This window comes from Roseivirga thermotolerans (assembly GCF_014653175.1).
In the GTDB taxonomy this organism is placed as follows: Bacteria; Bacteroidota; Bacteroidia; order Cytophagales; family Cyclobacteriaceae; genus Roseivirga; species Roseivirga thermotolerans.
This window is the reverse complement of the sequence record NZ_BNAG01000004.1, coordinates 428296-451906: the sequence shown is the minus strand read 5'-3', so window position 1 is coordinate 451906 and position 23611 is coordinate 428296. Positions and strand designations below refer to the sequence as shown.

The window sequence follows — 23611 nt, the reverse complement described above, 5'->3', positions numbered from 1 at the left end:
GAATGTGTTACCGAAGAATCTCCTGCTAAGTGCAAGGCATTTGGAGATTCTTTGGTGATCCCGGCCAGAAGTCTCTGGAAATTGGGCACCTGCTGAATAATGGCACTAAAACAAAAAAGCCTTCCGTTTCGGGAAGGCTTCGTATCATATATTTTGAACAATATCCTCCCCTTATTGCGGTGTCACCACAATGGTAATAATGGTTTGGATAGTGCTTACTCGTTTCATCTCGCCCAAAAGTGAAGGGTTTATTTTTTAGATCAAAGAGAATTTTGAAAAAACAGTTAACTGCATCATAGTTCATAGCGTGCTGCCCATTTGGCTATACGAAAAGGCAAAGAAGTGTTATCCATGAATTGAAGGAGACTGAAAACAAAAGAAAACTTAGGACGGCACGGGTCCTACATCGAATTACAATTGGTCACTAGCATCTTGAAAACGAGTTCTTTATATTCGCAGCCATAAATTCCAACGGCATGCGACTCGGACAACTCTCCAGAAAACTTGAGGTAGATTCATCAGTCATAGTTAAAGTACTGAAGGAACATTTTAGGGAGGTAAATAACCATCCGAACATAAAGATTCAGGAAGAAGAGTTGGCCTTTCTTACTTCGCATTTTGCTCCTAAGCCTGCCACGCCTACCGGTACGGAGATGGCTACGGAAACTCCTCAAAAGACTGAGAAACCAGAAACTACAGAACAGGAAAGTACTCAAAAAGAAGATAAGGAGAAAGTTACCGAAGCTAAAAAACCGGAATATGTGGAGTCTCTCCGGCCCAAGGTGATTACTCTCGAAAACGAGTTCAGTGAAAAAACCCGGTCTCTCGAAAGCTTTAAGGTAGAAAAGCCCGAGCTGGAAGGTTTGAAAGTAGTGGGTAAAATTGACCTGCCGGAACCCAAACCAAAAACAAAGCCTGAGCAAGAGACAACGAAAGAATCAAGCCAAGCCACAGGCAAGACAAACACCATTGACGAAAAAGGAGCCCGTCAGCGGTATACGGATAAAAAGAGAAGACCAAAATCCAGAAACAACAGAAATCCGGTGGAGGCTCGGAAAAAGAAAGCCGAGTATCTGGAACGCAAAAAGAAAGAGGAGGAAGAAAAGCGACTGAAAGAACTGCGTAAAAAGCACTACGAGGAAAAGCTGAAAAATAAGTCTTCAGAAAAAGCTCCCAAAAAGAAGAAAAAGAAAAATGTTAAGTCTGTGCCGTCTCAAGCCCAACCGCAAAAACCTGTTGAAGCAAAAAGGACTAAAAACCCAATCGTTCGCTTTTGGAAATGGCTCAATGGTCACTACGACCGTTTTGAATAGGCATCTTACCTAGTTCCTTAAAAGCCCAATATCTCCCCATGTTTTGGGTTTTGTACACAGGTTGTATTATCAAGAATTTTATGCCTCAGATAGCATCTGTTTTTATATTGTCCTTAAAAACAGCCTACCCACAATAGGTTATTTCAAAAAAATTCTCTTTATTTTTAAATTGTTAGTTGATATTTCAGAAGGCTTATAATTCTTCTGAATACGTAAAACCAGCGCCTGGGAGGATGAATCACTTCGTGCGTTTATTCTTGAGGCTATTACCGGAATATCGAAAACAATAACCAAACACACAGACTTTCACTATTTCAATCCATTTCAATCAGCATAAACTTTTCGACTGCATGCTCTCAAAGGTATCTACCTTCAAAACCGTACTGGAAAACTTAAGCGATGGCATATCAATCATCGATAAAGAAGGAAAGCACGTTTGGATAAACAAGGCTATGGCCACCATTACCGGGTTTACTAAAGAAGAACTACTAAAAAGTTCTCCACCACACATTTATTGGCCCGAAGAAGAGCTGGACACCATTATGAAAGCCCTTGGAGAAACCATGGAAGGCAAGTTCAGAAACTTCGAGCTCATATTTGTAAGAAAATCCGGTGTCAGGTTTCCCGTGTTAGTCAACCCCTCGCCCATTGAGAACGATGAAGGTGAAGTCCAATATTTTGTGGCCACCGTAAAAGATCTCACCGAAGTAAGGCGAGTTCAACACGAGCTAGACGACCTTGCCTATAATTATCGGGTACTTCACGATAATACCAGCGAACTCATATGCCGGCACGAACTGGACGGCCGCTATAAGTCGGTTTCGCCATCTTCGATACGCATAACGGGTTATCGTCCAGACGAACTGATAGGCCGCGACCCTTACGAGTTTATTAAGGAAGATCATTTAGAGCAAGTGAGGCAAAACCTTCATGAACAGGCACTAGCAGGCAACGATCTTATTCGCACACAATATGAGGCCAAAAGGAAAGACGGAACGATAATTTGGCTGGATACCATTACTAAAACTTTGCTGGATGAAAACCAGAAGCCTACTGAACTAGTTACAATAAGTAGAGAAATTACTGAGCTCAAGTCGCTGCAGACGAAACTGGAAGAAAACAACCGGGAGCTCAAACGGTCTAACATGGAACTGGAAAACTTTGCTTACATAGCCTCACACGACCTCAAGGAGCCCTTACGCACTATCGATAATTATGTGCAACTCTTTGAAATGAGGTACAGCCATGTGCTGGACGATAAAGCCCGTCAATACTTCGAGTTCATCAAATCGAGCGCAAAACATTCCATTCAACTCACCGAAGACTTGCTGAACTATAGCCGTCTCAATTCCAGTGAGTTTCCCTATAAAGAGGTAGACATGAATGAGGTTTTAGAAAACGTGTGCTCGCAATTACAGTCGAGAATAGCCAAAAGCCAAGCCAAGTTAGTCTATGACAAAAACATGCCTAGTTTGGTTGGTTCACATATCTTATTATCGCGCCTTTTCATCAACCTCATTGCCAACTCCATAAAATTCAAATCAGAAGAAAAGCCCCTTATTCGAATCGCCGTTAAAGAAACTATCAATGCCTGGCAGTTTTCGGTGAGTGATAACGGAGTGGGTATACCGAAGAAAAGCAGAAAAGAGGTATTCGAAATTTTTAGACGCCTGCGCACCACCGATGACGAAAAAGGTTCGGGCATGGGGCTCACCATTTGCAAGCGAATTGTAGAAAAACATCAGGGAGAAATCTGGATTGAAGCCAACGAACCCAAAGGTTCTACATTCAAATTCACAATCAGTAAACACTTAAAGGAAAGCACAAATGTATGATCACAAAACAAGAATATTGTATGTAGAAGACAGCTTGGCCGACATCAACCTTTTTAAAGAGTTTATCGATGATAAGGTTGAGCTTACGGTAGTTTCAGATGGTCAGTCGGCCAAAAGCTATCTTCACCGATTAAAGCAAACAAAGTCTCATTTTCCCAACCTTATTATTCTCGACATCAACCTGCCGGAAATATCAGGTTTTGAGTTACTCAACTTGATTAAGAAAGAACAACGGCTCAAGTTCATACCTACCGTAATGTTTAGCTCCAGTGACAACCAGCGCGACATTAAAGATGCCTTTAGCCAGGCTGCCAACGGCTATGTGGTGAAGCCTGGCGATCTGGGTGATTACTCAAGAGCCATTGAAACATTCATGAACTATTGGGTCTATACCTGCAAACTGCCTCAAGAACAATAACCACACCGCTACCTCTGCCATTTTTCCGTTACTCTCCGAAAATATTTTTAGTGAATAGGCATACCAACGCAACATATTCTTGCGTTTGGCAGTAATTAAGATCATTTGGCCAAAACCCAGTGGATTATTGGTCAATGTATGACAAACCAACACCAGTCGAAACTCAAAATCACAGTATGCGATTTAAGCAATTGCGTAATTATGTGCTTGTGGCTGCCATTTTAGCGGCCATTGCATCATGCCAGGAAGAGAAAATTCCGGAACCTTTTATTCCCAGAAACGACCATGAAGCATACGAAAAAGCCCTAGAAAGAGCTAACCTTCTTCATACAGCTTTGGGCAAAGATTGGCAAAACTCTGCCAAAGAAGCACTTGAAAAGCCATTGTATATAGACCTTCCGTATGAGGAGGCCTTTTTTGTAGACGATAAGGCAGCCAAGGCCATTGGCTATCGGTTTGAGGCCAAGCGTGGTCAGAAAATTCAAATTTCGCTTCAAGATCTTGCAGTAGACAGCCTCAGTTTGTTTATCGATCTGTTTAGGGTAGAAAAATCTTCAATGGTTCATGTAGCTACGGCCGATAGCACCCATCATGTGTTAGGCTTCGAACCCCGTAAAGACTCCGAATATGTACTTCGCTTTCAAACCGAATTATTGAGGGGAGGAAGTTTTAAAATTACTTTCGAAAGTGTGCCAACCCTTTCTTTTCCAGTGGCCGGGCTCAACTATAAATCCATTGGCAGTGTATGGGGAGATCCACGAGATGGCGGAGCAAGAAGCCATGAAGGAGTAGACATTTTTGCACCAATCGGCACACCCGTAGTAGCCCCCACCGATGGGTATATAAAAGTGGCCGATGAACGAGGAATTGGAGGCAAGGTGATCTGGTTGGAAGACCATCACAATCCTCAAAGCCTCTACTTTGCCCATTTGAGCGATTGGAATGTGAAGCGAGGCGACCGGGTAAAGGCAGGCGACACCATTGGTTTCGTTGGCAATACCGGTAATGCCCGCACCACCCCCCCTCACTTGCACTTTGGTGTTTATTCTCGTGGGGCCATGAATCCAATTAATCATTTAAAGCCAATAGACGGGAGTATTAAAGTGGTGCACCGCGATTTGGACTGGCTGGGAGAAACTATGCGAATGAAAACGCAAGTGCCTTTTTATGCTGATGTAAAAAGCCAAAGAGCTCAGGAAACGCTTGAGCGCAATCAGGTAGCCAGGGTTTTGGCTCTCAATGCTGCTCGCTGCAAGATTGAGCTCCCCGATGGTAGAACCGGATATATACCCAGAAATCAATTGCTTACATTGAATACACCAATCTCCAGAGGAGTAATAAAGTCAGAAATGGCCCTAATGGCGAAACCTGACCCTGTTACTACAACCGATTTGCTTCTGGTTGATGAACAATATAAAGTGCTGGGCAAGAACAAACAGTTTCTTTTGGTAGAAACCAATACTGGTAAAATAGGATGGATAGGCTCCAGACCAGAAGGACAATCGGGAAAAATAGTAGCCGATAAAAACTAGCCTGCACCGTTGTTCTTGGCCTTAATAATAGCGGCCATTATGCTTAGGGCTATTTCTCTGGGAGTCTGCGAACCGATATCAATACCAATGGGAGCATCTATTCTAGCCAAGTCGGCTTCTGTAAAGCCAATACTTTTTAGCCTTTCTACTCTTTTGGCATGTGTCTTTTTGCTTCCCAATGCACCAATGTAACGCACCTCAGAAGGCAGCAATAATTTCAATGCCTCATCGTCAATCTTTGGATCGTGAGATAGTATTACCGCAAAGCAATCACGGTCTAGTTTCAGTGTTGGCAGTACCTCCTGAGGCCATTTTACCTCCAACCGGTCAGGCTTAATGATACGCTCCGTCTTACGCACAAAAGTATCGCGCGGATCAATTAAAAGTGTTTCAAAATCATGTAGTTGCGCCAATACCAAAAGTTCCGTGCTTATGTGCGCTGACCCAATGAGTAGCATCCGCAACCGGGGAGGAAAAACATGGATAAACCATTGCTCATCAGCAAAGAAGTGTTGTCTTCTTTCCAAGGCCTGCTTTACCTCATCGCTCCCATCTTGTGCCGAGTAAAACGCATTTGCATAACCATTGTTCAGGTTAGTGACCCAAGCCAATGCCACATTACTCTCCAAAGCATTGAGAATAACTTCCCAATCAATAGAATCTCCTGACTGAATAAGCACCTTTATGGCTCCCCCGCAACTCAAGCCTACCTGCCAGGCTTCGTCATCGGCCACTCCAAAGTCGGCCACTACTGCCTTGTTGTGTTTCAAAACATCCAGGGCCTTTGCCACCACGGCACTTTCTACACAACCACCACTCACCGATCCAGTCATTGTACCATCTTCCGTCACCAGCATGGCCGACCCGACCGGCCGTGGAGAACTCCTCCAGGTTTGTATGACCCGGGCAATGGCAAAGCGCTTTCTATTTTCAACTAATTCTCTTAATCTTGAAACAATGTCGGTCATAACTGACGTTTGAAAGGACTAAACAAACCTCAATATAAATAATTTGCTTGTCGATAATCATGGGCGGCCTTTAAGATACCTCCGATTGGGAGTAACCGAGCGATGCAATTTGCGCTGTTTCTACTGTATGCCGGAAGAAGGTCTTGCCTGGAGCGCCAAAAACCAGTTATTAAGCTATGAAGAAATGCTTCGGCTGGTTACCATTTTGGCCGGCTTGGGCATCGACAAGGTAAGGCTCACCGGGGGCGAGCCTTTTGTTAGAAAAGACCTCGTTTACTTTATGCGCGAGCTGAAGGCCATAAAAGGTATAAAGCAACTGAGTATAACTACTAATGGAACAGCTCCTGTTGAAACCATTGCTCAAATGAAGGCACTAGGCATTCATGCGGTTAACCTTAGCCTTGATAGTCTGAATCCTGAGCGCTTTGCGCGAATTACGCGCAGAAACGAATTCGACAAAGTATGGAGCTATTTTGAAGAGTTAATGAACCAGGGGCTAAGAACTAAAATCAATGCGGTAGTTATGGAAGAGCATAATCTGGAAGATATACTACCGATGGTTGCCCTAACTGAAAAGCATTCTGTGAGTGTACGATTTATAGAAGAGATGCCGTTCAATGGTGGCAGTAAAGGCTATCAAAAAATTAAATGGAACTACGAAAAGATTTTGCACCATATTTTGAACAAGCACCCGCAGGCCTTACGGTTGGATGATCACAGCAGTTCTACCTCATACAACTATAAAGTACCCGGATATGCCGGTAGTTTTGGCGTTATTCCAGCGTATTCCAGAGCCATTTGTGCTACCTGCGACCGTATAAGAATCACCCCAAAAGGCGAGCTAAAAACCTGCCTCTACCAGAATGGAGGTTTTAGTTTTAGAGACTATATGAGAGCAGGAGCCACAGACAAAGACCTACAGGCCAAGTTTAGAGAGCATTTTGGACGAAGAGCAAAGAATGGTTTTGAGGCAGAACAGAATAAGGAGCAATCTGCTAGTTTTGAGTCTATGGCTACCATTGGCGGATAGTCTAATTTTCTATGTCAGATTTTAATACGATACTCAGGTATGATCAGCTATCAACAGGCACTCGATACAATTGCTAAGTACCCTTTTGAGCCAGCCAAAGAAAAAGTGGCCTTGCATGAGGCTACAGGAAGAATACTCGCCTCTCCAATACTTGCCGATAGGGATTTGCCTCCTTACGACAGAGTAACCATGGATGGTATTGCCATTAACTTCACTGACTTTGCCAATGGCCAGAGAGCATTTACCATACATCAAACCATTGGTGCGGGCACTCCCAAACAAACGCTCCATATTCCCGGTAAATGTGTTCAGATAATGACAGGGGCAATTATGCCTCAAGGATTGGATACGGTAATTCGCTATGAAGACCTTAGCATCGAAAATGGAGTAGCCACCATTCAGGCCGATAATGTTCAGGCCAGGCAAAACATTCATTTTAAAGGTAGCGACAAGCAAGCTGGTGAAATTGTAGTGGACAGTGGCAAAAGAATAAGTCATCCGGAGTTAATTGTAGCAGCAGCTGTTGGACTTAGGGCCTTAGAGGTATTGAAAATGCCCAAGGCAGCCATTATAACTACCGGTGATGAACTGGTTGATATTGGAGATGTTCCCAAAGAGCACCAGGTAAGACGATCGAGCAATTATGGAGTTCAGTCTTTGCTTAACGATCTAGGAATTGAAGTAGACCAATTTCACATCGCAGACGATAAAGAGCTGATGATCAAACGAATATCATCCATATTAGAAAGTTATAAATTAATTGTTTTAACCGGTGGAGTATCGAGAGGAAAGTTCGACTATCTGCCGGAAGTACTCGAAGAGTTAGGAGTAACAAAACACTTCCACAAGGTGAAACAAAGGCCCGGAAAGCCCTTCTGGTTTGGCACTCACAACAAGGGCAATACAGTATTTGCTCTTCCCGGCAACCCGGTGTCATCCTTTGTTTGCGCTCTGGTATACATTAGGCATTGGGTAAACTGCAGCCTTAAAATTCAGGCGAACCTCCCCCATGCCATACTCACGCATGATTTGGAGTTCGCTCCTGAGCTAACTTATTTCATCGAATGTTCACTCGAACATAAATCAGACGGTACCGTCAGGGCTACAACCTTTAAAGGCAACGGATCAGGCGATTTTGCAAATATGATCCAAGCCGATGGTTTTCTGGTATTGCCCGAAAACAAAAACCAATTTAAAAGTGGGGAATCATATCCCTACCTTCCTATTAGAAACTAGCTTATGAAAAAGGATTTTTCACATGTACGAGATCAACAACCTGCCATGGTTGATGTGGGCCTTAAAAACGATACCCAGCGCACAGCCATTGCCAAAAGCCTGATACAGTTACCTTCAGAGATGAAGGAACACATTAAAGACGGAGAAATTAAAACCCTCAAGGGCCCTGTGTTTCAAACCGCTATTATAGCCGGAATACAGGCCGCAAAACGAACCTATGAGCTTATACCCTTGTGCCATCAATTGAATATCAATAAAGTAGACATTCAAATTCAATTGGCTACACCTCTGTTAGTTGAAATAACTTGTGAGGCACGATGCACCGGCAAAACAGGAGTGGAAATGGAAGCCTTGACAGGAGCTTCAGTAGCTGCCCTAACCGTATATGACATGTGCAAAGCCTTCTCTCATGAAATAGTCATTAAGGAAACACGCCTCATTCACAAAACTGGCGGAAAGTCCGATTTTAACAAGCCATAAGCAGTAAATAGAAACGCATATGAAGTTAGTGGCTGCAACAGACAAAGGACTTATTATTTATGCTCCAACCGATGGGAAATGGACATTGACTGACTTAGCTTTTGTAGGTCTGCCGGTCGGTGCATTTCATACCGATGAAGAAGGTAACTGGTGGGTCGCTATAAATCACAAACACTGGGGAAGCAAACTATATTTATCTGGAAATGAAGGGAAAAGCTTTGAAGAAGTGGCTGTTCCACGCCATGAACTGAACCAAAATGACACAGTCAGGTCAATCTGGACTATACAATCCACTTACATTAACAGTGCTCTGAAACTCTATATAGGCACCGAACCGGCTGCCCTTTTTGTAAGTGATAACTACGGCCAAAGCTTTCAAGAAATAACCGGACTTTCTCAGCACCCAAGCAGACCAGAATGGCAAGGTGGTGGTAAAGGAAGCAAAAACCCTTTTCTCCATTCTATTGTTTTTCATCCCCACAAACCCGAAGAACTACTCGTGGGCATTAGTTGTGCGGGTGTGTTCAAATGCTCTGATGAAGGCCACACCTGGCACCCCGCCAATAAAGGTCTTAAAGCCTTTTACCTTCCCGATAATTCAGCACCTATTGGCCACGACCCCCATGCCATATTAAGGCACCCTCAAAATCACGAAGTGCTTTGGCAGCAAAACCATTGTGGCGTATTCAGGTCAATCGACAATGGAGATAACTGGCAAGATGTTTCAGACCCTAATGGCATGGCCAGCTATGGTTTTGCTTTAGCTATAGATGAAACAGATATAAACAAAGCCTGGGTAATTCCCGCTCAATCCGATGACCTTCGCTATCCACACGACTGCAAACTGGCGGTTTATCATACCCAAGATGCCGGCAAATCCTGGCAGAGCACTTCAAACGGACTCCCTCAGCACACCTCGTTCGATTTGGTGCTACGCGCTGCTTTTGCAAAGAAGGGCAATTACATGGCCTTTGGAACCAATAATGGAAACTTATATTTATCTGTAAATCAGGGAAATGACTGGTTAACCATAAACCAAAACCTAAGCACCATCAGAAGCATTAGTTTTGTCGGCTAATTGAGCAGTTTTGTTCTTCTAACTGAGTTGGTCCCAAAACAGAACAAGCAAACTCAGCTGCCGAACGCTTAAAACTTCGCACTTTCTTGCGTTATTTAGAGCTTAAAATTCGGGAGGTTTCCTCATCGATTTCTTTTGTGCATGTTTCTTTTTGGAGTCTAGCCGCTCTTTGATAGCAGCTTTCGATGGTTTCGATTTCTTTCGTGGCTTGGGCAGTGTAAAAGCCTTCTCCAAAGCAGACCTAAAGGAGGCAATCACCCATTCTTTATTCTTATGCTGACTTCTAAATTTTTCTGAGCTGATAAGGTAATAGCCTTCATTGCTTAGCTTACCTGACCACTTCTTTATCAAATGCTCCTTCTCCTCTTCCGAGAGACATTCTGAGTTCTGTACATGAAAACGAAGAGTAACACGGGTTTCCAGTTTGTTTACATTCTGACCTCCGGGACCACTGCTTCTGGATGTTTGAAATTCCAGTTCCTGATCATAAGTTCTGGACGCTATTTCCTTTGCATTGTACACCCTTCAAATATTGAATATTTCACCCAATATTCATGAGATTGATTCATTTAAAACAAACTGGTTTGCCAACCGGCATTTACTTTAAGAGAACTGCTTACCCTCTCTCTATTTCTGAGGTCTAGTCTGGTACGCTTCACAGGCCTCATTACCGGCCTCTCTTCACCCCTATAGTTCAACACCATTTCGTTTTCCTGATCGAGCAGTTGAGCGAACTCAAAAATAGCCTCCGACCGCTCAGGGTACATTTCAATTTTTTCGCGAATAGTTCTAATAGTCTCCAGAAGATTGTCTTTTTCTACTCCATGCCTATCATTGGCACATGGCTCTGCCTGCTGTGTGATATTAGGAATGCCAAGAGCCACCTTATTTACCTCATGCAAAAGTCCTCTTAGTTTGCCGTTGGCGGTATTGTTCTCTAATTCTGATGCTTTAGAAACCAGCTTAATACTTTGCTCCAATAGCTTTAGATTTACGTTGCTCTTCATAGCTTTCCATTTTTAATCCATTAATCTTTCATGTTGTGTATGTTTTTGGCCATCGCCAAAGAGGCGGTTCGAAGGTTGATGTAGACACCGTCTGCGTCTTAACTTTTTCACCTAAACACCACCAACCTTCCTGTCTATCTCTTAACAAAAGCCTATCATTTCATTTTCGGATCGTGCAAAAGGCAGAGCCGCCAGATTTTCCCATACCGTATACGGAGCCTGCCTTTTGAGTAGGTGTAGCCGCATTAACCGAAAATTGTTGGAGTAAGCTTTGGACTGATAATCTTCTACAGCATGCAAAAACTGAAGCGGGCTCAAATCTTGCCCTATATGCATTTTGGGTACAAAATGCTTATTGAGAAACGCCAGTGACACCAATTGCCTGAACAAACTCAAGCGCAATTGATGATAGACATCGGCTACGGATTGTTTATTGACCACATCGATGTAAACCGACCGACTGACCGAGTCAAACTCAAAGCCACTCAAAAACACCTCAAAAGCTTTGATCTCTCTAAGCACATTTTGTACACACTCAATGACCCGGGGCTCTCGCTCCTCAGTCTGAAAAAACGACATCAGCCGAATGTGTGCACAGGAGTTTTGCCCACAGAAAGAACCGTATCGTTTAAAGAAATCGCGCTTAAACTCTTTAACCTCACCATTAATCTCAGCATAGGGTAAGGCAATGATCAAGTACTCGTTGAGTGCACTGTTACTAAAAAGCATGGGATCTCTGTCGTTTTGCATGTTCAAATATACTAAATATTTTAGCTTATCAAACTACACAAATTAGTTTATGCTAAAATTTTTAACACACATCTGAGGCTTGCATTTTGACGGGGTATTGCGCAATTTCACAGGATAAGACAGGAAAATGAAAATGCAAAAGACGGTTAGCGACTACATTATTAAACATTCGGAGTGGCAGAACGAACTCATTCTTCTAAAAGATTTAGTATTAAGTCAACCGCTAGAAGAGACCATTAAGTGGGGCGCTCCTGTGTACACTTTCAAAGGAAAAAACATTGTGGGCTTAGGAGCATTTAAGTCTTATGTAGGACTCTGGTTTTTTCAGGGGGCTTTGCTCAAAGACAAAGAACAAAAACTGGTGAACGCCCAGGAAGGTAAAACTCAGGCCATGCGCCAATGGAGGTTCAATAGTCTTTCTGAAATTGAAGCCAACTCCAGCCTAATTACAGATTATGTAAAAGAAGCTGTGGCCAATCAAAAAGCCGGAAAAGAAATTAAACCGAAAGCAGGTAAGCCGCTGGAGATTCCTTTAGAGCTGCAAGAGGTGCTTCATAAGGATACTGAACTAAAGGAAGCCTTTGAGGCTTTGAACCTTACCCGAAAGCGCGACTTTGCGGAATATATTACTCTGGCCAAACGTGCAGAAACCAAGCAGTCCAGACTAGAGAAAATAATACCTATGATTCGGCAGGGCATTGGATTGAACGACAAATACAAATAGCAACAATTAGGGCTTTAGCAGGGCCGATGCTTTCCTAAATTGCTTTAAAGCTAAAGCATAAGAGTCTGATCGTCTGTTCAAGGCGGCCTGAAGTTGAAAAAACCAACGATATGGCTGAAAAGTAGCTATATCTAAACGACTGGTGCTTACTCCAACCAAACGAGCAACTTCCGGCCCCAGTAAAAAGGCAACAAAGGCTTGAGACTTGCCCTTTATAGGTGAATTATAAGTAGCCTGTTCAAAATACTTCAACAAAGAAGAGGTTAGCTGCTGCCCGGCACTACTGGCCCTAAACTGACGCTCCCGAATGTTCCTTTCCAGCAAATAGGCTTCTTTATTGCTCTTGGGCAGCAATTCTTCATGAAGCCCCAGCAAGCGGCCAATACAATTCCAATAAACAATATATTCCAGTGCAGCTTTGGAACTCGGCTTCTTAGCCAGTTTCTTTAATCCTCGAATAACTATAAGGGAAAAAGCCAGATTAGTACCAGCCATATCTTCCTGATTTATGGGCTCACCCCACTCTTTCACAGACCAACTTCCTGAGCGTTTTGCATACCATCTGGCCGTTGCATGCATTAACCTAACTTTTAATAGTTGGGGCAGGGCTTTTCCTTTTGGGCCAAAAGCACCTTTGGCCGACACATCAAAAACAAACTCTGCGGTTTCGAACAAACGTCTCTCCGGCTCTTCCACAATTCGTTTAGACCTAACCAGCACCTCTGCTCCATTTGCCGCAGCATAGCAATAGGGCAAAGACAGCAGGCCTAACAACAGCATAATATCTGAAGCATGAGCATTAAAAAAAGCCTGCCCCTGTTGTAATAGGGAGACAGAAAAGCCTTTTGCCTCTTGTTGCATTTGTTCGTACAGATGCTGTAAAGAAGGCAATGCTTCAGGAGCCAGGTTACTCCCGTTATCTTCCAAACCATTAATTATAGACCAAAGGGCTTGCTTTTGGTCCGGGAAGTACGCTTCAATTACCGCATCGGCAGGATCATCGGCCACCAAACGATACTCCTCCAGTCTGGCTTTTGAAATATGCTCATACTTACCCATAAATGAACAAACTTGATGTAGCGGTAAAGGTTTGGCTTTCTGCCCGTTTCAATTCAAACCATATTTCGTTAATTTCCGATCCCACTTTAACCACTATATATATGAAAAAGCTAATGGGCACACTGGTGCTAATGCTCTTGGTTACCGGTGCCAGAAGCCAAACAGCCCCTCCCAGCACCGACATTCACGTGTATGAAATCAAAGAGAAAAAGGGCAAAATAACTCTTGGCAAAGGCCGAAACATTACCAACAGAAACGGTTATGACAACCAGCCGGCCTTCTTCAATAACGATTACATTCTCTATTCAGCCCATCAGGAAGATGGTCAGAACGACATCATGATTTATGACCTTTATGAAAACAAAAGCACCAACCTTACCCACTCGGCCGACAGTGAATATTCGCCCTATCCTATTCCGGGTTACCAGTCGTTTGCTGTAGTACGGGTTGAAGAAGACAATAGCCAACGATTGTGGCTCTACCAAATGGATGGAAAAACCGAACCGCAGCTTTTGTTCGAAAAAATTCAACCGGTCGGCTATTTTGCATACCACGAAGGCGATGTACTCATGTTTGTGTTAGGGCGGCCGGTCACCTTGGTATTAGCCAACACTTCGGTAGTTGACGATGACATTATAACCAGCAACGTTGGCCGTACCATAAGGCATATTCCGGGTACTAATGAGTTTACCTTTGAAAGAAGAGAAGAAAACGGGTCTACTATTATTTACCGCTTAGAGCGTAGTAAAAACGAGTTTTTTAAGGTAATTGAAAAGCCTGCCAATGCCTCTGACTGGACCATTACCGGACAGGGAACCTACATTACCAGTGTGGGCACTAAGCTTCTGGCTTTCAATCCAAAGCACCACTCCAACTGGCAGGAAGTAGCCGACCTGGGTGCAATGGCCTCTAAAGGAATTACGCGTATGGCTGTTAGCCAGGAGAATGATAAGCTCGCCATTGTCATTAACAACTAACATTATTTCGCTTTTTTGTCTCAAAAGTATTTCACAAATTCAGGCTGTTTTTTGGATCAAATCACGCGTTAAACACGATTTAATCGTATTATTGTTTTTCATTTGAATTCGACAATCTAACCACTTCAATAAGTAGCTATGTTCAAAACTTACACTTTCCCTAGTGTTATAGAAGGAAACAACACCGACCTAAGAAATGTATCTCCTGACCTGATTAACGGGCTAAAAATATTTCACAACAACGATGGTTACGTAATTGGTAACCTTGCCCTCACCGAGGGTGTGTCTCCACACAGAAACATTAATAGTGCCCCCGATGAGTTGGATTATAACCTACTACTCAAGTCAGGTTTATTAATTGCCAATCAAAAGTTGGGCAATCCGCTTACAGTAACCACAGGATTTCCTTTCTCTACTTTTCAGCTATACAAAGAGCAAGCAACGCAGCAAATCAACGCCAATCATGTGATTGAATACGATGCAGCTACTTACGGTGGAGGCTCAAAGAAAAATGTGCAGGTAGAAATTGATCATGTACAGGTAATTCCTGAAGTTATTGGCTGCGCCATTGCTCTTAGAAAGGGAAATCAGAAAGTAGACGGCAATTTCTTTGTGATGTCTCTGGGATATGGTACTCTGGAAGGATTGTTGAGCACTGAAGGCGGTATAGTACAGAGAACATCGCTTTCTACCTACGGTTTGCGATATGCTGTAAACCTGTTAGAAAAAGAGCTGGCTAAAACCTACTACCTGGAGTTGAAAACAGAACATCAAATTGATGTAGCCTTTCAAAAAGGTGTGATATTCCTGAATAGAAAGCGTATCGACATTAAGTCTATCAGAGACAAAGTAATTAGACAATACTACGAAGACGTTGTGTCTCCGGCCATGCGCAAGGCCTTTAACGACAACGACTTTACCGTTTCGCACCGCATGTTCCTTGCCGGGGGCGGAGCACTCTACCCTCAGTTGGTTGAATGTTTCAAAGAAGAGTTTCAAGATATTCTGGATCTGGAAGTGGCTTTTGAACCGCAAACACTTGCCAGCCGTGGCTATTGCATAAATTCTGCTCAGTTGAACGGAGGGGTGAAAGGAAATGCAGTGGGTCTGGACATAGGAAATGCCACCACTATCATTTCTGTGTATGATGAAAATAACTTGAGTACAGAATCTTCAATACCCGCTGAATACTAATGAGTAGAAAAGCCGAAGCAACAAACAATCCATCTACCTTAATTACTCAGATTCGTGAAGGCTCCGTAATATCGGGCAACATGAAATCCGAACACAGCATTAGGGTCGATGGATTTGTTACTGGCGATCTGATTTCGGGAGAAAAAATCATTGTTGGATCGCATGGCGAGATTGGAGGCAATTTGAGTGGTTCGGACATTACCATAGAAGGCTATGTAAATGGCGATGTGCTCTCCAATGGGCACTTACACCTGGCTCAAAACGCCAGAATCTACGGTAAGATATATGCCAAAAAGATTTCGGTTGAAAACGGTGCCGAGATGAACGGCAAAGTGACAGTGGGTGAACAGGTGGAAATGCCTGAGCTAAGCTCCAGCTCCCCTTCCCGATCGTCTAAAGATATCAACATCAACCGTAACAGAAGCTCGTCAATGCCCAACGAGCAAAAAGACAACTACGGCACAGTGGCCTGGTAACTGCCAGGCCCATTGGCCTCTCTACTCCCCTCACACCCTTCTTCAAGAGACGGTTGCTATACTATTACCGTTTACCTCAATCTGCGCATAGCCGGCTCAGCAAAGGGCAAAAATAGATACTCTGTTTACAGCCGGTGATTTTATATATACTTTGTTTTTAGCTTTCAAGCTCCCCCTTCAAATTCTATATTTGCGCTCCGAAAAAATCTACAGCATGAGCAACAATCTGATAGAAGAATTACAATGGAGAGGCATGATTCACGACATTATGCCCGGCACAGAGGAACAACTGAGTAAAGAAATGACTACCGGATATGTGGGTTTCGATCCTACAGCCGATTCATTGCACATTGGTAATTTGGTTCCGGTGATGTTGCTCGTTCATTTACAAAGAGCGGGACACAAGCCCATAGCTCTTGTGGGGGGGGCTACCGGACTTGTGGGAGACCCTTCTGGCAAATCGGCCGAAAGACCACTGCTCGATACCGATGCACTGAACCATAACCTGGAATCGCAGAAAAAACAGCTTCAAAAGTTCCTGAACTTTGACTGTGGCGAAAACTCGGCTGAAATAGTCAATAATTACGATTGGTTTAAAAATTTTGGCTTTCTGGAGTTTATCCGCGACATCGGAAAACACATTACCGTAAACTACATGATGGCCAAAGACTCTGTAAAAAACCGCCTGGAAGGTGGCATGTCATTTACAGAGTTTAGCTACCAACTGGTGCAGGGCTATGACTTCTTGCACCTATACCAAAACCTGAACTGCAAGCTACAAATGGGTGGCTCTGACCAATGGGGCAATATTGTTACCGGTACTGAGCTCATTCGCAGAAAGGTGCAGGGAGAAGCTTTTGCCATTACAGTTCCCCTGGTAAAAAAGGCCGATGGCACTAAATTCGGAAAGTCTGAGGGCGGAAATGTATGGCTCGATCCGGAGAAAACCTCACCGTATAAGTTCTACCAGTATTGGCTCAATACTTCTGACGAAGATGCGGCCAACTTTATAAAGGTCTTTACACTACTACCTAAGGAAGAAATTGAAGCCCTGGAGAAGGAACATGCCGAAGCCCCTCATAGGAGAACACTCCAAAAGGCGTTAGCCGAAGATGTGACCCGTAGAGTGCATTCCGAAGAAGATCTTCAGACGGCCATTAAGGCCTCCAATATCCTTTTTGGAAAGTCTACCACCGAAGACCTGGCTTCTTTGAACGAGAGCACTCTCCTATCCGTTTTTGAGGGTGTGCCTCAGGTGGAAGTATCCAAGGCAGAAATAGAAGCCACTGAAAACTATATAGACCTGCTCAGCACTGTTACCCGGGACCAAATATTTGCTTCGAAGGGAGAGGCCCGCAGAATGCTGCAAGGCGGAGGAGTATCTATCAATAAGAATAAAATTGAAGATATGAACGCCAGGCCTCAGTTTGACTTACTGCAGAACAAATACTTCCTGGTTCAGAAGGGTAAGAAAAATTACTATTTGGTGGTAGTAGCCTAGCACCCCCCCAACGCAAAGAGGTTGTCTCCGGCTCTGCTTCTTTCTCTGCTATAAACACAGAAAGAGTAGCCAACGAGACAACCTCTTGTTGTTTAAACCCACAAAATTTTAATCACCGGGAGGAGTGACCACCATTTCTTCAAAATCCATGGCACTTACCTGAAAATAGCCCAGGGCTCCATTGCTAAGATTATTGCGTGGGTTGGCCGGAGGAGGGCTAAACATGCCACCATCATTATTGAGAAGGTTAGAGAGATCTGAATAGAAAATAAATGCCTTACGCGTAAGGCTAAACATTTCTACCCTCACCACATCGCCCTCGCTGTAATAGCCTGCAATTTCTACATCATCGATAGTTTCTCCCAACACTTCATCGTCAGAGAAGTAAATGTCTGTGGGCCAGTCTAGCAAAATGGAATCGTTTCTATAGAATTTAAACAGGTAGTGGTCTACCCTATCTTGTGGTTCTTTCGCGTAGAAAAGTACCGAGTAAATTCTTCCCGGAACCTCAGGGTCTTCCAACTCTTCATCATCCACTTTTACCTTTAATGAATCTATGGTAGTAACAGGGAGCAATTCTTCGGTGGCAGTATATACTTCTCCGTTTACCGTTACATTGAGCGTGTAGCTCAAACCAACCTCGCCTGTAAAATTGGCATTTGGCCAGTAGTAGCCATTTTTCTCAGGGTCGGCCGTAGGATTATGAACAAACACAATGGTTTCACCCAAAGAGGTAGTCACACGCACATCGGCATTGGTAATTCGCGGGGTTGCACCGGTTTCATAAAAGCCCCTGCTTCTGGAAAGTTTTACATAACTGCGCCCCTCGTGGTTCGTCACCAGGGCTTCAATAACCACTTTACTTTCTGTTTGAAGTGAGTCTATAGGAATGGTTTCTTCACAGCTCCAGGTCAACACTAGAAAAAGAAACAGGCCAATATATAATTTTAAAGATTTCATACTTAAAAGGTAATGTTGTAGGTGATTGAAGGGAGTACAGGGAACAAGTAAATCAGGCGAGCCTCTTTCTGAGTGCCATCGCCAGTTATATTTCCGTCATCGTCCATGGTAACCCGAGTGTAGACAGAAAATGGATTTTTGCGGCTATACACATTGTAAAGAGAGAACACCCAGGAAGTTTCATACTTCTTTCCGGCATTCTTGCGTGGTGTTAGTGTAGCACTTAAATCCATTCGATGAAAATCGCTTAGCCTGTAACCATTCCTTTCGGTAATAATATCAGGCAGATAGCCATCGCCATACTCATAAGACCCTGCCGGTAGGGTTATGGGCCTGCCCGTACCGTATGTAAAGTTTCCTCCAAAGGTCCATTTGTCGTTGTAGTCGTAAGTAGCCACTACATTGAGGCTATTGCGTCTGTCATGATTGGCAAAAAACTCGTTGCCATGATTTACTCCGGGCACCTGGCGTGTAGCCTTCGACCATGTGTAAGAGATAAACCCGCTAAGGTCGCCTTTCCTCTTCTGCAACATTAGCTCCAGTCCGTAAGCTTCTGAAGCACCTTGCCTAAATTCAGTGGCCAGGTCCTGATTAAAGAAAATCCGCGCATTATCGGCAAAATCGGTTACATTCTGTATGTCTTTGTAATAGGCCTCAACCGAAAACTCATAGCGGTTATTATTGAGGTTTTTGAAATAGCCTACAGCCAACTGATCGGCCTTTTGAGGAAGCAGGTAAGTTGAGCTTGGTGCCCATGTATTGAACGGAAGAGGCACCGTGCCACTACTTATGAGGTGCGTATTCTGCACCATTCTATTGTAGCTTGCTTTTATACTGGTTGACTCATTGACGATATATCGTGCCGAAAATCGCGGCTCCAGATTAATGTAAGTTTTAATATTCTCAAAGTCACCATAGTAAGTAGAGTCGGTTCTCACAGGTTGAACGTTATTGTTTACATCTTCATACTCATATACCATTTGCTCTCCTATGTTCTGGAAAATAGAAAGCCTTGCTCCATACTGAAAAGTGAGCTTGTCAGAAACCTGATGCTCCAACCCGGCATAGAAGGCGTGGTCTAACGCATACTCTTTCTGTAGTGCTGTAGACTTAAAAATGGATCCCTCGCCCGGCTCTATAATTCCCGGGTTAAACTGGCGATAGGTCAAATGATAGCCAAAATCCAGACTCAATCTGGGGTTGAAGAAGTAGTTCTGGTCTTGTTTAAAGCTATATTCTGTAAGGTCTGAATCCCACTGAAAACCATCGCTTTGTGTAGATGACCCAAGGCCATAGTCGAACTTGCTTGCTATGAGCGATGTGTTGGAAAATAGCTTATCATTATACAGGTGATTCCAACGAAATGTGGCTGTTTTATTCCCCCAGTCAAAGCCAAACTCTCCATCAAAATTAAAGTCGTCACGGCCGGCATAAAGTGCCAGAAAGAAACGGTTCTTATTGTTTGCCCGCCAGTTGACTTTGGCATTTACATCATAGAAATACACCAAGTTATCCTGATCGGCCAGTTTTAAAAACATATCTACATAAGACCGCCTGGCCGAAACAATAAATGAGCTTTTGTCTTTTTTAATAGGTCCTTCTAACATAAGACTACTAGCCAGCAGGCCAATACCAGCCTCTCCTCCAAACTTCTTATTGTTTCCGTCTTTGGTGCGTACTTCCAAAATGGAAGAAAGTCTACCGCCAAACTGTGCCGGAATTCCTCCCTTATATAATTCAGAGTCTTTTATAACATCGGCATTAAACACTGAGAAAAGGCCAAACAAGTGAGAGGGATCATAAACAGGAGCTTCATCAATAAGAATCAGATTCTGATCGGCACTCCCTCCACGCACAAAAAAACTGGAGGTGCCTTCTCCTGCAGAAATAACTCCCGGAAGCATTTGTATGGTTTTAATAATGTCGGGTTCGCCAAAGAGAGCCGGCAACTTTTTCACCTGAGCAAGATTAAGTTCATTCTTGCTCATCTGAATTTTCACTACGTGCTCATCTTCCCGCTCTCCGGTCACTACTACTTCGCTCAGGTTAAGCACTTCTTCCTGCAGCTCAATATTCATAGACTTATCGGCATTGAGTTCAATGATCCGTTCTACGGTTTTCATGCCTATGAAAGTGAAGCTTACATGATAAGTGCCTTTGGGAAGGGTGAGAGAGTAAAACCCATAGGCATTGGAAATAACTCCGGCCTGGGTTTCTTTCACATACACGGTAACGCCAATAAGCTCCTCGCCATTGGCCGCGTCTCTAATGTACCCGTTTAGGGTAAACTTTTCCTGGGCCTGTGCCATATTGACCAACAGGCACACCCAGGCAACGATAAAAAATACTCGCATTGCTGTTCTTAGATTGAGTTTTTGATGTTTGATTGTTTTGTTTATTGTCTTAGACGAGCCGCAAGTCAAACACACGTACGACTCTATGAATTTCTTTTTTGTAGTCGTATCAAACCCACAAAAGGTTTACCAGTATTGGTTGTTTTTGCTAAAAAAAATTGGATTCATGCTAAAACGGCAAAAGAATGTAAAGTGTCCACTACCTTCTTGAACAGGTGAAAGGTGATTTATACCCGGGAAAAGATTAGGCCGACTTCGACTCGGCTATTCTCAGAAGTTTTTGAAGCTTCTCACTCTCAGGAGAATCTAAAAGTTGTCGGGCATGCTCATAACCTATATCGAAGAGTTCGCGCGACTTCTTAAAATCGAACGTACCATACTTTCTGAGTTCTTGGGGCATAATGTAAACATCGCAAATCCGGCTACTATACATAACATTGGCGCTTAGGGCTAATACGGTTACTCGTTCAATCATGCGCTTAGGCCCCGATAAATTAGGCTCTTTAACCAGGGGTGCCACATTTACACCAATTATAAAGTCGCAACCTTTCTCTTGTAGTATTTCTGTAGGCATGTTGTTCAATATCCCTCCGTCTACATAGTAATCTTCACCAATTTTTACCGGATCAAAAATGAAGGGAATACAGCATGAAGCCATAATTGCTTGCTTTAGCGACCCTGAATGAAACATTTCAGTCTTCCCTTCATTGAGATTGGTTGCGGCAATGTAAATAGGGATTTGCGAAGCTTCGAAGCTATCTTCCTTCAGGTATTTGCTATATACCGACTCAGTTTTTTGAATATTGAGCAGCCCCGTTACACTAAATGCCGGCCATACCAACTTGAGGATATTGGTGTTTTCAAAAATCTTTAGTGTTTCTTCCGGCTTATAACCATAGCTGTAAAAGGCTGCCGCTACTGACCCCGCACTGGCACCACTAATCATATCTACCTTTATACCTACTTCTTCCAAAGCTTTTAAAACGCCCAGATGAGCAAAACCTCGTGCTCCACCGCCTGACAGTGCCAATCCTACCTTCATGGTTTAAAGTATTTCTTTAAGTGAAAAAGTTTTATCGAGTCTCACTCCTTTTTCTGTATGCTTTACAGTGCAACATTCATTCATAGGGTCATGTTCTAGAAATAATATATAGCCTTGGTCTGCCGCCTCGTTCAAAAATTTCTCTTTTTCATCGAGGGTTAAAAGGGGGCGTGTATCATAACCCATCACATAAGGCAAGGGTATATGCCCAACTGAAGGCAGTAAATCGGCCATAAACACAATGGTGTGATCCTTATATTTTATTTTCGGAATCATCTGTTTATCGGTATGACCATCAACAGTAAGTACCTCAAACTGCTGAAAAGCGGCCCGTCCATTTAGGGGCACAAAGTGCAAGTGACCGCTTTCTTGCATAGGTATAATATTTTCTTTCAGAAAAGAGGCCTTTTCGCGTGCATTGGGTTGTGTAGCCCATTTCCAATGGTCTTGATTGGACCAGTATTTGGCATTAGGAAAATGCAACTCCAATTTTTCTCTGTCATCGCCCACATAATCTACTCCGCCCCCACAATGATCGAAATGCAGATGGGTAAGAAACATGTCTGTGACATCCGATCTGTCGAACCCAGCTTTTTTCAGAGAACCATCTAATGAGGCCTCTCCATGCAGGTAATAATGACTAAAGAAACGGGCATCCTGCTTACTTCCGATTCCATTATCAATAAGTATCAGCTGGTCGCCATCTTCTATAAGTAAGCATCGCATGGCCCATGTACAGAGGTTTCTCTCATCGGCCGGGTTAGTGCGCGACCAAAGGCTTTTGGGCACCACACCAAACATAGCTCCCCCATCTAGTTTAAAAAAACCGGTGTTTATTACGTGTAAATTCATTTGAGTTCAATATTGATGTTAGCGATGAGTGAATCGCATCGTTGTATTACCTGATCGTATATTTTATTTCGTGTCAGCAAAAAATTGTAGTAACTGCCCATTAGATTAATGGCCTCGTTTTCCAATAGTGGTTTGGTATCTCGAATTCCGTTGGTTCCCTGCTGAAAGGCAATATTTTTTAGCATATATGGATACAGATGATTGTCTACCAGGTTTTTAATGAAATCGTCTATACGATGTAGTTCGGTATACGATACGTTATAATGCGTGGCAAGTTGGTTGCGCAGCTCGAACGATGAAATGATTTGCAGGTCTCCGGAGTTTATAAGCGCACTATAGGTACCTGTATTACCAAAAAAATAAGGAGCAGTATAGGTGCTGGTAATGTGCTTGATCTGAAATTTTTGCAGGGGTTGACGACTGAAAAGAAACTGAAAGGTTTCAGATACATTCTGAATGAGCACCTTGGATGAGTCTACTACTCTATTAAGGTTGGCTTTGTCCTGCTTAAGATCGTCTCTCAAAGCTTGTAGATACAGTACTTCCTCTTGCTGCTGTTTTCGGTTTTCCGAATAGTTGTCTAGTGCAAAGGCAATGGAAATACCTGCAATTACAACAATCAAATCTAAAATGTAGGGTTTGAGTTTAGATTGAGCTTTTGTTTTTGCCATAGTTCGATTGATGGAATCAGAGGAAAGTTAAGCAATCCCTTCAGCAAAGAAAAAGCAAGTGATAAACTAAACAGGCCGGGTGAAAGTTTGCCGCACGCCACCAAAAAAGTGAGCCTGCCTTAAAAACCTACAACAATTAACCCACCGGAGTCTA

General features: G+C 43.3%; 23 protein-coding genes. 13 read left to right on the top strand and 10 right to left on the bottom strand.

Annotated elements, in window-relative coordinates:
- Positions 1 to 476: 476 nt before the first annotated feature.
- The 4 genes from IE164_RS15745 (at position 477) to IE164_RS15730 (ending at position 5098) form a co-directional block, all read left to right on the top strand.
- A complete protein-coding gene (locus tag IE164_RS15745; RefSeq protein ID WP_189631209.1) occupies positions 477 to 1313 on the top strand; it encodes a hypothetical protein in 837 nt (278 codons plus the stop codon).
- A gap of 350 nt (positions 1314 to 1663) precedes the next feature.
- Complete coding sequence (locus IE164_RS15740; RefSeq protein ID WP_189631208.1) at positions 1664 to 3148, top strand: PAS domain-containing sensor histidine kinase; 1485 nt, start codon at positions 1664 to 1666, stop codon at positions 3146 to 3148.
- Positions 3141 to 3566, top strand: coding sequence for a response regulator (locus IE164_RS15735; protein ID WP_189631207.1), 426 nt, complete (start codon positions 3141 to 3143; stop codon positions 3564 to 3566). The genes IE164_RS15740 and IE164_RS15735 overlap by 8 nt, the downstream gene beginning before the upstream one ends.
- 176 nt (positions 3567 to 3742) lie before the next feature.
- Positions 3743 to 5098, top strand: a complete 1356-nt coding sequence (locus IE164_RS15730; protein ID WP_189631206.1) for a M23 family metallopeptidase — start codon at positions 3743 to 3745, stop codon at positions 5096 to 5098.
- Here the strand turns inward: IE164_RS15730 and IE164_RS15725 are convergent.
- A complete protein-coding gene (locus IE164_RS15725; RefSeq protein ID WP_189631205.1) occupies positions 5095 to 6066 on the bottom strand; it encodes an XdhC family protein in 972 nt (323 codons plus the stop codon). The genes IE164_RS15730 and IE164_RS15725 overlap by 4 nt on opposite strands.
- 43 nt (positions 6067 to 6109) lie before the next feature.
- Between IE164_RS15725 and moaA the strand changes: the two genes are divergently transcribed.
- From moaA to IE164_RS15705, 4 genes are read left to right on the top strand one after another with little or no spacing between them, the layout of a single operon-like run.
- A complete protein-coding gene (moaA, locus tag IE164_RS15720; protein WP_189631204.1) occupies positions 6110 to 7096 on the top strand; it encodes a GTP 3',8-cyclase MoaA in 987 nt (328 codons plus the stop codon).
- A 39-nt stretch (positions 7097 to 7135) separates the two neighbouring features.
- Positions 7136 to 8332: a molybdopterin molybdotransferase MoeA gene (locus IE164_RS15715; protein ID WP_189631203.1), complete on the top strand. Its 1197-nt coding sequence runs from the start codon at positions 7136 to 7138 to the stop codon at positions 8330 to 8332.
- A gap of 3 nt (positions 8333 to 8335) precedes the next feature.
- The gene (gene moaC, locus IE164_RS15710) at positions 8336 to 8812 is read left to right on the top strand and encodes a cyclic pyranopterin monophosphate synthase MoaC (protein WP_189631202.1); all 477 of its coding nucleotides are present in this window, start codon (positions 8336 to 8338) and stop codon (positions 8810 to 8812) included.
- Positions 8813 to 8831: 19 nt separating this feature from the next.
- Positions 8832 to 9890: a WD40/YVTN/BNR-like repeat-containing protein gene (locus IE164_RS15705; RefSeq protein WP_189631201.1), complete on the top strand. Its 1059-nt coding sequence runs from the start codon at positions 8832 to 8834 to the stop codon at positions 9888 to 9890.
- 102 nt (positions 9891 to 9992) lie between these two features.
- On the opposite strand, the gene arfB is transcribed toward IE164_RS15705, so the two are convergent.
- From arfB to IE164_RS15690, 3 genes are all read right to left on the bottom strand, one after another.
- A complete protein-coding gene (gene arfB / locus IE164_RS15700; protein WP_189631200.1) occupies positions 9993 to 10412 on the bottom strand; it encodes an alternative ribosome rescue aminoacyl-tRNA hydrolase ArfB in 420 nt (139 codons plus the stop codon).
- Between the two features lie 47 nt (positions 10413 to 10459).
- Positions 10460 to 10897 (bottom strand): hypothetical protein, encoded by a 438-nt coding sequence (locus IE164_RS15695; RefSeq protein WP_189631199.1) that lies wholly within the window; start codon positions 10895 to 10897, stop codon positions 10460 to 10462.
- Positions 10898 to 11038: 141 nt separating this feature from the next.
- On the bottom strand, positions 11039 to 11647 hold the full coding sequence (locus IE164_RS15690; RefSeq protein ID WP_189631198.1) for a 2'-5' RNA ligase family protein: 609 nt from the start codon (positions 11645 to 11647) through the stop codon (positions 11039 to 11041).
- A 133-nt stretch (positions 11648 to 11780) separates the two neighbouring features.
- Between IE164_RS15690 and IE164_RS15685 the strand changes: the two genes are divergently transcribed.
- On the top strand, positions 11781 to 12371 hold the full coding sequence (locus IE164_RS15685) for a YdeI/OmpD-associated family protein (protein ID WP_229838729.1): 591 nt from the start codon (positions 11781 to 11783) through the stop codon (positions 12369 to 12371).
- 6 nt (positions 12372 to 12377) lie between these two features.
- On the opposite strand, the gene IE164_RS15680 is transcribed toward IE164_RS15685, so the two are convergent.
- Entirely contained in the window at positions 12378 to 13430 is a 1053-nt protein-coding gene (locus IE164_RS15680) for an oxygenase MpaB family protein (protein WP_189631196.1), read from the bottom strand.
- Positions 13431 to 13432: 2 nt separating this feature from the next.
- On the opposite strand from IE164_RS15680, the gene IE164_RS15675 reads away from it, so the two are divergent.
- The 4 genes from IE164_RS15675 to tyrS all read left to right on the top strand — a co-directional run bounded on the left by IE164_RS15675 (position 13433) and on the right by tyrS (position 17578).
- On the top strand, positions 13433 to 14407 hold the full coding sequence (locus IE164_RS15675; protein ID WP_229838728.1) for a TolB family protein: 975 nt from the start codon (positions 13433 to 13435) through the stop codon (positions 14405 to 14407).
- Between the two features lie 138 nt (positions 14408 to 14545).
- Positions 14546 to 15601 carry a ParM/StbA family protein gene (locus tag IE164_RS15670; RefSeq protein ID WP_189631194.1) on the top strand — a complete coding sequence of 352 codons (1056 nt, stop codon included), beginning with the start codon at positions 14546 to 14548 and terminating at the stop codon, positions 15599 to 15601.
- The gene (locus IE164_RS15665) at positions 15601 to 16077 is read left to right on the top strand and encodes a bactofilin family protein (RefSeq protein WP_189631193.1); all 477 of its coding nucleotides are present in this window, start codon (positions 15601 to 15603) and stop codon (positions 16075 to 16077) included. The genes IE164_RS15670 and IE164_RS15665 overlap by 1 nt, the downstream gene beginning before the upstream one ends.
- 214 nt (positions 16078 to 16291) lie before the next feature.
- Positions 16292 to 17578 (top strand): tyrosine--tRNA ligase, encoded by a 1287-nt coding sequence (gene tyrS / locus IE164_RS15660; protein WP_189631192.1) that lies wholly within the window; start codon positions 16292 to 16294, stop codon positions 17576 to 17578.
- A 108-nt stretch (positions 17579 to 17686) separates the two neighbouring features.
- Here tyrS and IE164_RS15655 read toward each other — a convergent pair whose 3' ends face one another.
- The 5 genes from IE164_RS15655 to IE164_RS15635 form a co-directional block, all read right to left on the bottom strand.
- Positions 17687 to 18538, bottom strand: coding sequence for a DUF4249 domain-containing protein (locus IE164_RS15655; RefSeq protein WP_189631191.1), 852 nt, complete (start codon positions 18536 to 18538; stop codon positions 17687 to 17689).
- Between the two features lie 2 nt (positions 18539 to 18540).
- Positions 18541 to 20892, bottom strand: coding sequence for a TonB-dependent receptor (locus tag IE164_RS15650; RefSeq protein WP_229838727.1), 2352 nt, complete (start codon positions 20890 to 20892; stop codon positions 18541 to 18543).
- Positions 20893 to 21136: 244 nt separating this feature from the next.
- Complete coding sequence (locus tag IE164_RS15645) at positions 21137 to 21934, bottom strand: patatin-like phospholipase family protein (protein WP_189631190.1); 798 nt, start codon at positions 21932 to 21934, stop codon at positions 21137 to 21139.
- 3 nt (positions 21935 to 21937) lie between these two features.
- Positions 21938 to 22786 carry an MBL fold metallo-hydrolase gene (locus IE164_RS15640; RefSeq protein WP_189631189.1) on the bottom strand — a complete coding sequence of 283 codons (849 nt, stop codon included), beginning with the start codon at positions 22784 to 22786 and terminating at the stop codon, positions 21938 to 21940.
- Positions 22783 to 23457 (bottom strand): DUF6090 family protein, encoded by a 675-nt coding sequence (locus tag IE164_RS15635; RefSeq protein WP_189631188.1) that lies wholly within the window; start codon positions 23455 to 23457, stop codon positions 22783 to 22785. The genes IE164_RS15640 and IE164_RS15635 overlap by 4 nt, the downstream gene beginning before the upstream one ends.
- Between the last annotated feature and the right edge of the window lie 154 nt (positions 23458 to 23611).

Coding starts and splice junctions, on each gene's coding strand:
- IE164_RS15745 (WP_189631209.1), top strand. CDS start 477: ATGCGACTCGGACAACTCTCCAGAAAACTTGAGGTAGATTCATCAGTC.
- IE164_RS15740 (WP_189631208.1), top strand. CDS start 1,664: ATGCTCTCAAAGGTATCTACCTTCAAAACCGTACTGGAAAACTTAAGC.
- IE164_RS15735 (WP_189631207.1), top strand. CDS start 3,141: ATGTATGATCACAAAACAAGAATATTGTATGTAGAAGACAGCTTGGCC.
- IE164_RS15730 (WP_189631206.1), top strand. CDS start 3,743: ATGCGATTTAAGCAATTGCGTAATTATGTGCTTGTGGCTGCCATTTTA.
- IE164_RS15725 (WP_189631205.1), bottom strand. CDS start 6,066: ATGACCGACATTGTTTCAAGATTAAGAGAATTAGTTGAAAATAGAAAG.
- IE164_RS15715 (WP_189631203.1), top strand. CDS start 7,136: ATGATCAGCTATCAACAGGCACTCGATACAATTGCTAAGTACCCTTTT.
- moaC (WP_189631202.1), top strand. CDS start 8,336: ATGAAAAAGGATTTTTCACATGTACGAGATCAACAACCTGCCATGGTT.
- IE164_RS15705 (WP_189631201.1), top strand. CDS start 8,832: ATGAAGTTAGTGGCTGCAACAGACAAAGGACTTATTATTTATGCTCCA.
- IE164_RS15695 (WP_189631199.1), bottom strand. CDS start 10,897: ATGAAGAGCAACGTAAATCTAAAGCTATTGGAGCAAAGTATTAAGCTG.
- IE164_RS15690 (WP_189631198.1), bottom strand. CDS start 11,647: ATGCAAAACGACAGAGATCCCATGCTTTTTAGTAACAGTGCACTCAAC.
- IE164_RS15685 (WP_229838729.1), top strand. CDS start 11,781: ATGCAAAAGACGGTTAGCGACTACATTATTAAACATTCGGAGTGGCAG.
- IE164_RS15680 (WP_189631196.1), bottom strand. CDS start 13,430: ATGGGTAAGTATGAGCATATTTCAAAAGCCAGACTGGAGGAGTATCGT.
- IE164_RS15675 (WP_229838728.1), top strand. CDS start 13,433: ATGAACAAACTTGATGTAGCGGTAAAGGTTTGGCTTTCTGCCCGTTTC.
- IE164_RS15670 (WP_189631194.1), top strand. CDS start 14,546: ATGTTCAAAACTTACACTTTCCCTAGTGTTATAGAAGGAAACAACACC.
- IE164_RS15665 (WP_189631193.1), top strand. CDS start 15,601: ATGAGTAGAAAAGCCGAAGCAACAAACAATCCATCTACCTTAATTACT.
- tyrS (WP_189631192.1), top strand. CDS start 16,292: ATGAGCAACAATCTGATAGAAGAATTACAATGGAGAGGCATGATTCAC.
- IE164_RS15655 (WP_189631191.1), bottom strand. CDS start 18,538: ATGAAATCTTTAAAATTATATATTGGCCTGTTTCTTTTTCTAGTGTTG.
- IE164_RS15650 (WP_229838727.1), bottom strand. CDS start 20,892: ATGCGAGTATTTTTTATCGTTGCCTGGGTGTGCCTGTTGGTCAATATG.
- IE164_RS15645 (WP_189631190.1), bottom strand. CDS start 21,934: ATGAAGGTAGGATTGGCACTGTCAGGCGGTGGAGCACGAGGTTTTGCT.
- IE164_RS15640 (WP_189631189.1), bottom strand. CDS start 22,786: ATGAATTTACACGTAATAAACACCGGTTTTTTTAAACTAGATGGGGGA.
- IE164_RS15635 (WP_189631188.1), bottom strand. CDS start 23,457: ATGGCAAAAACAAAAGCTCAATCTAAACTCAAACCCTACATTTTAGAT.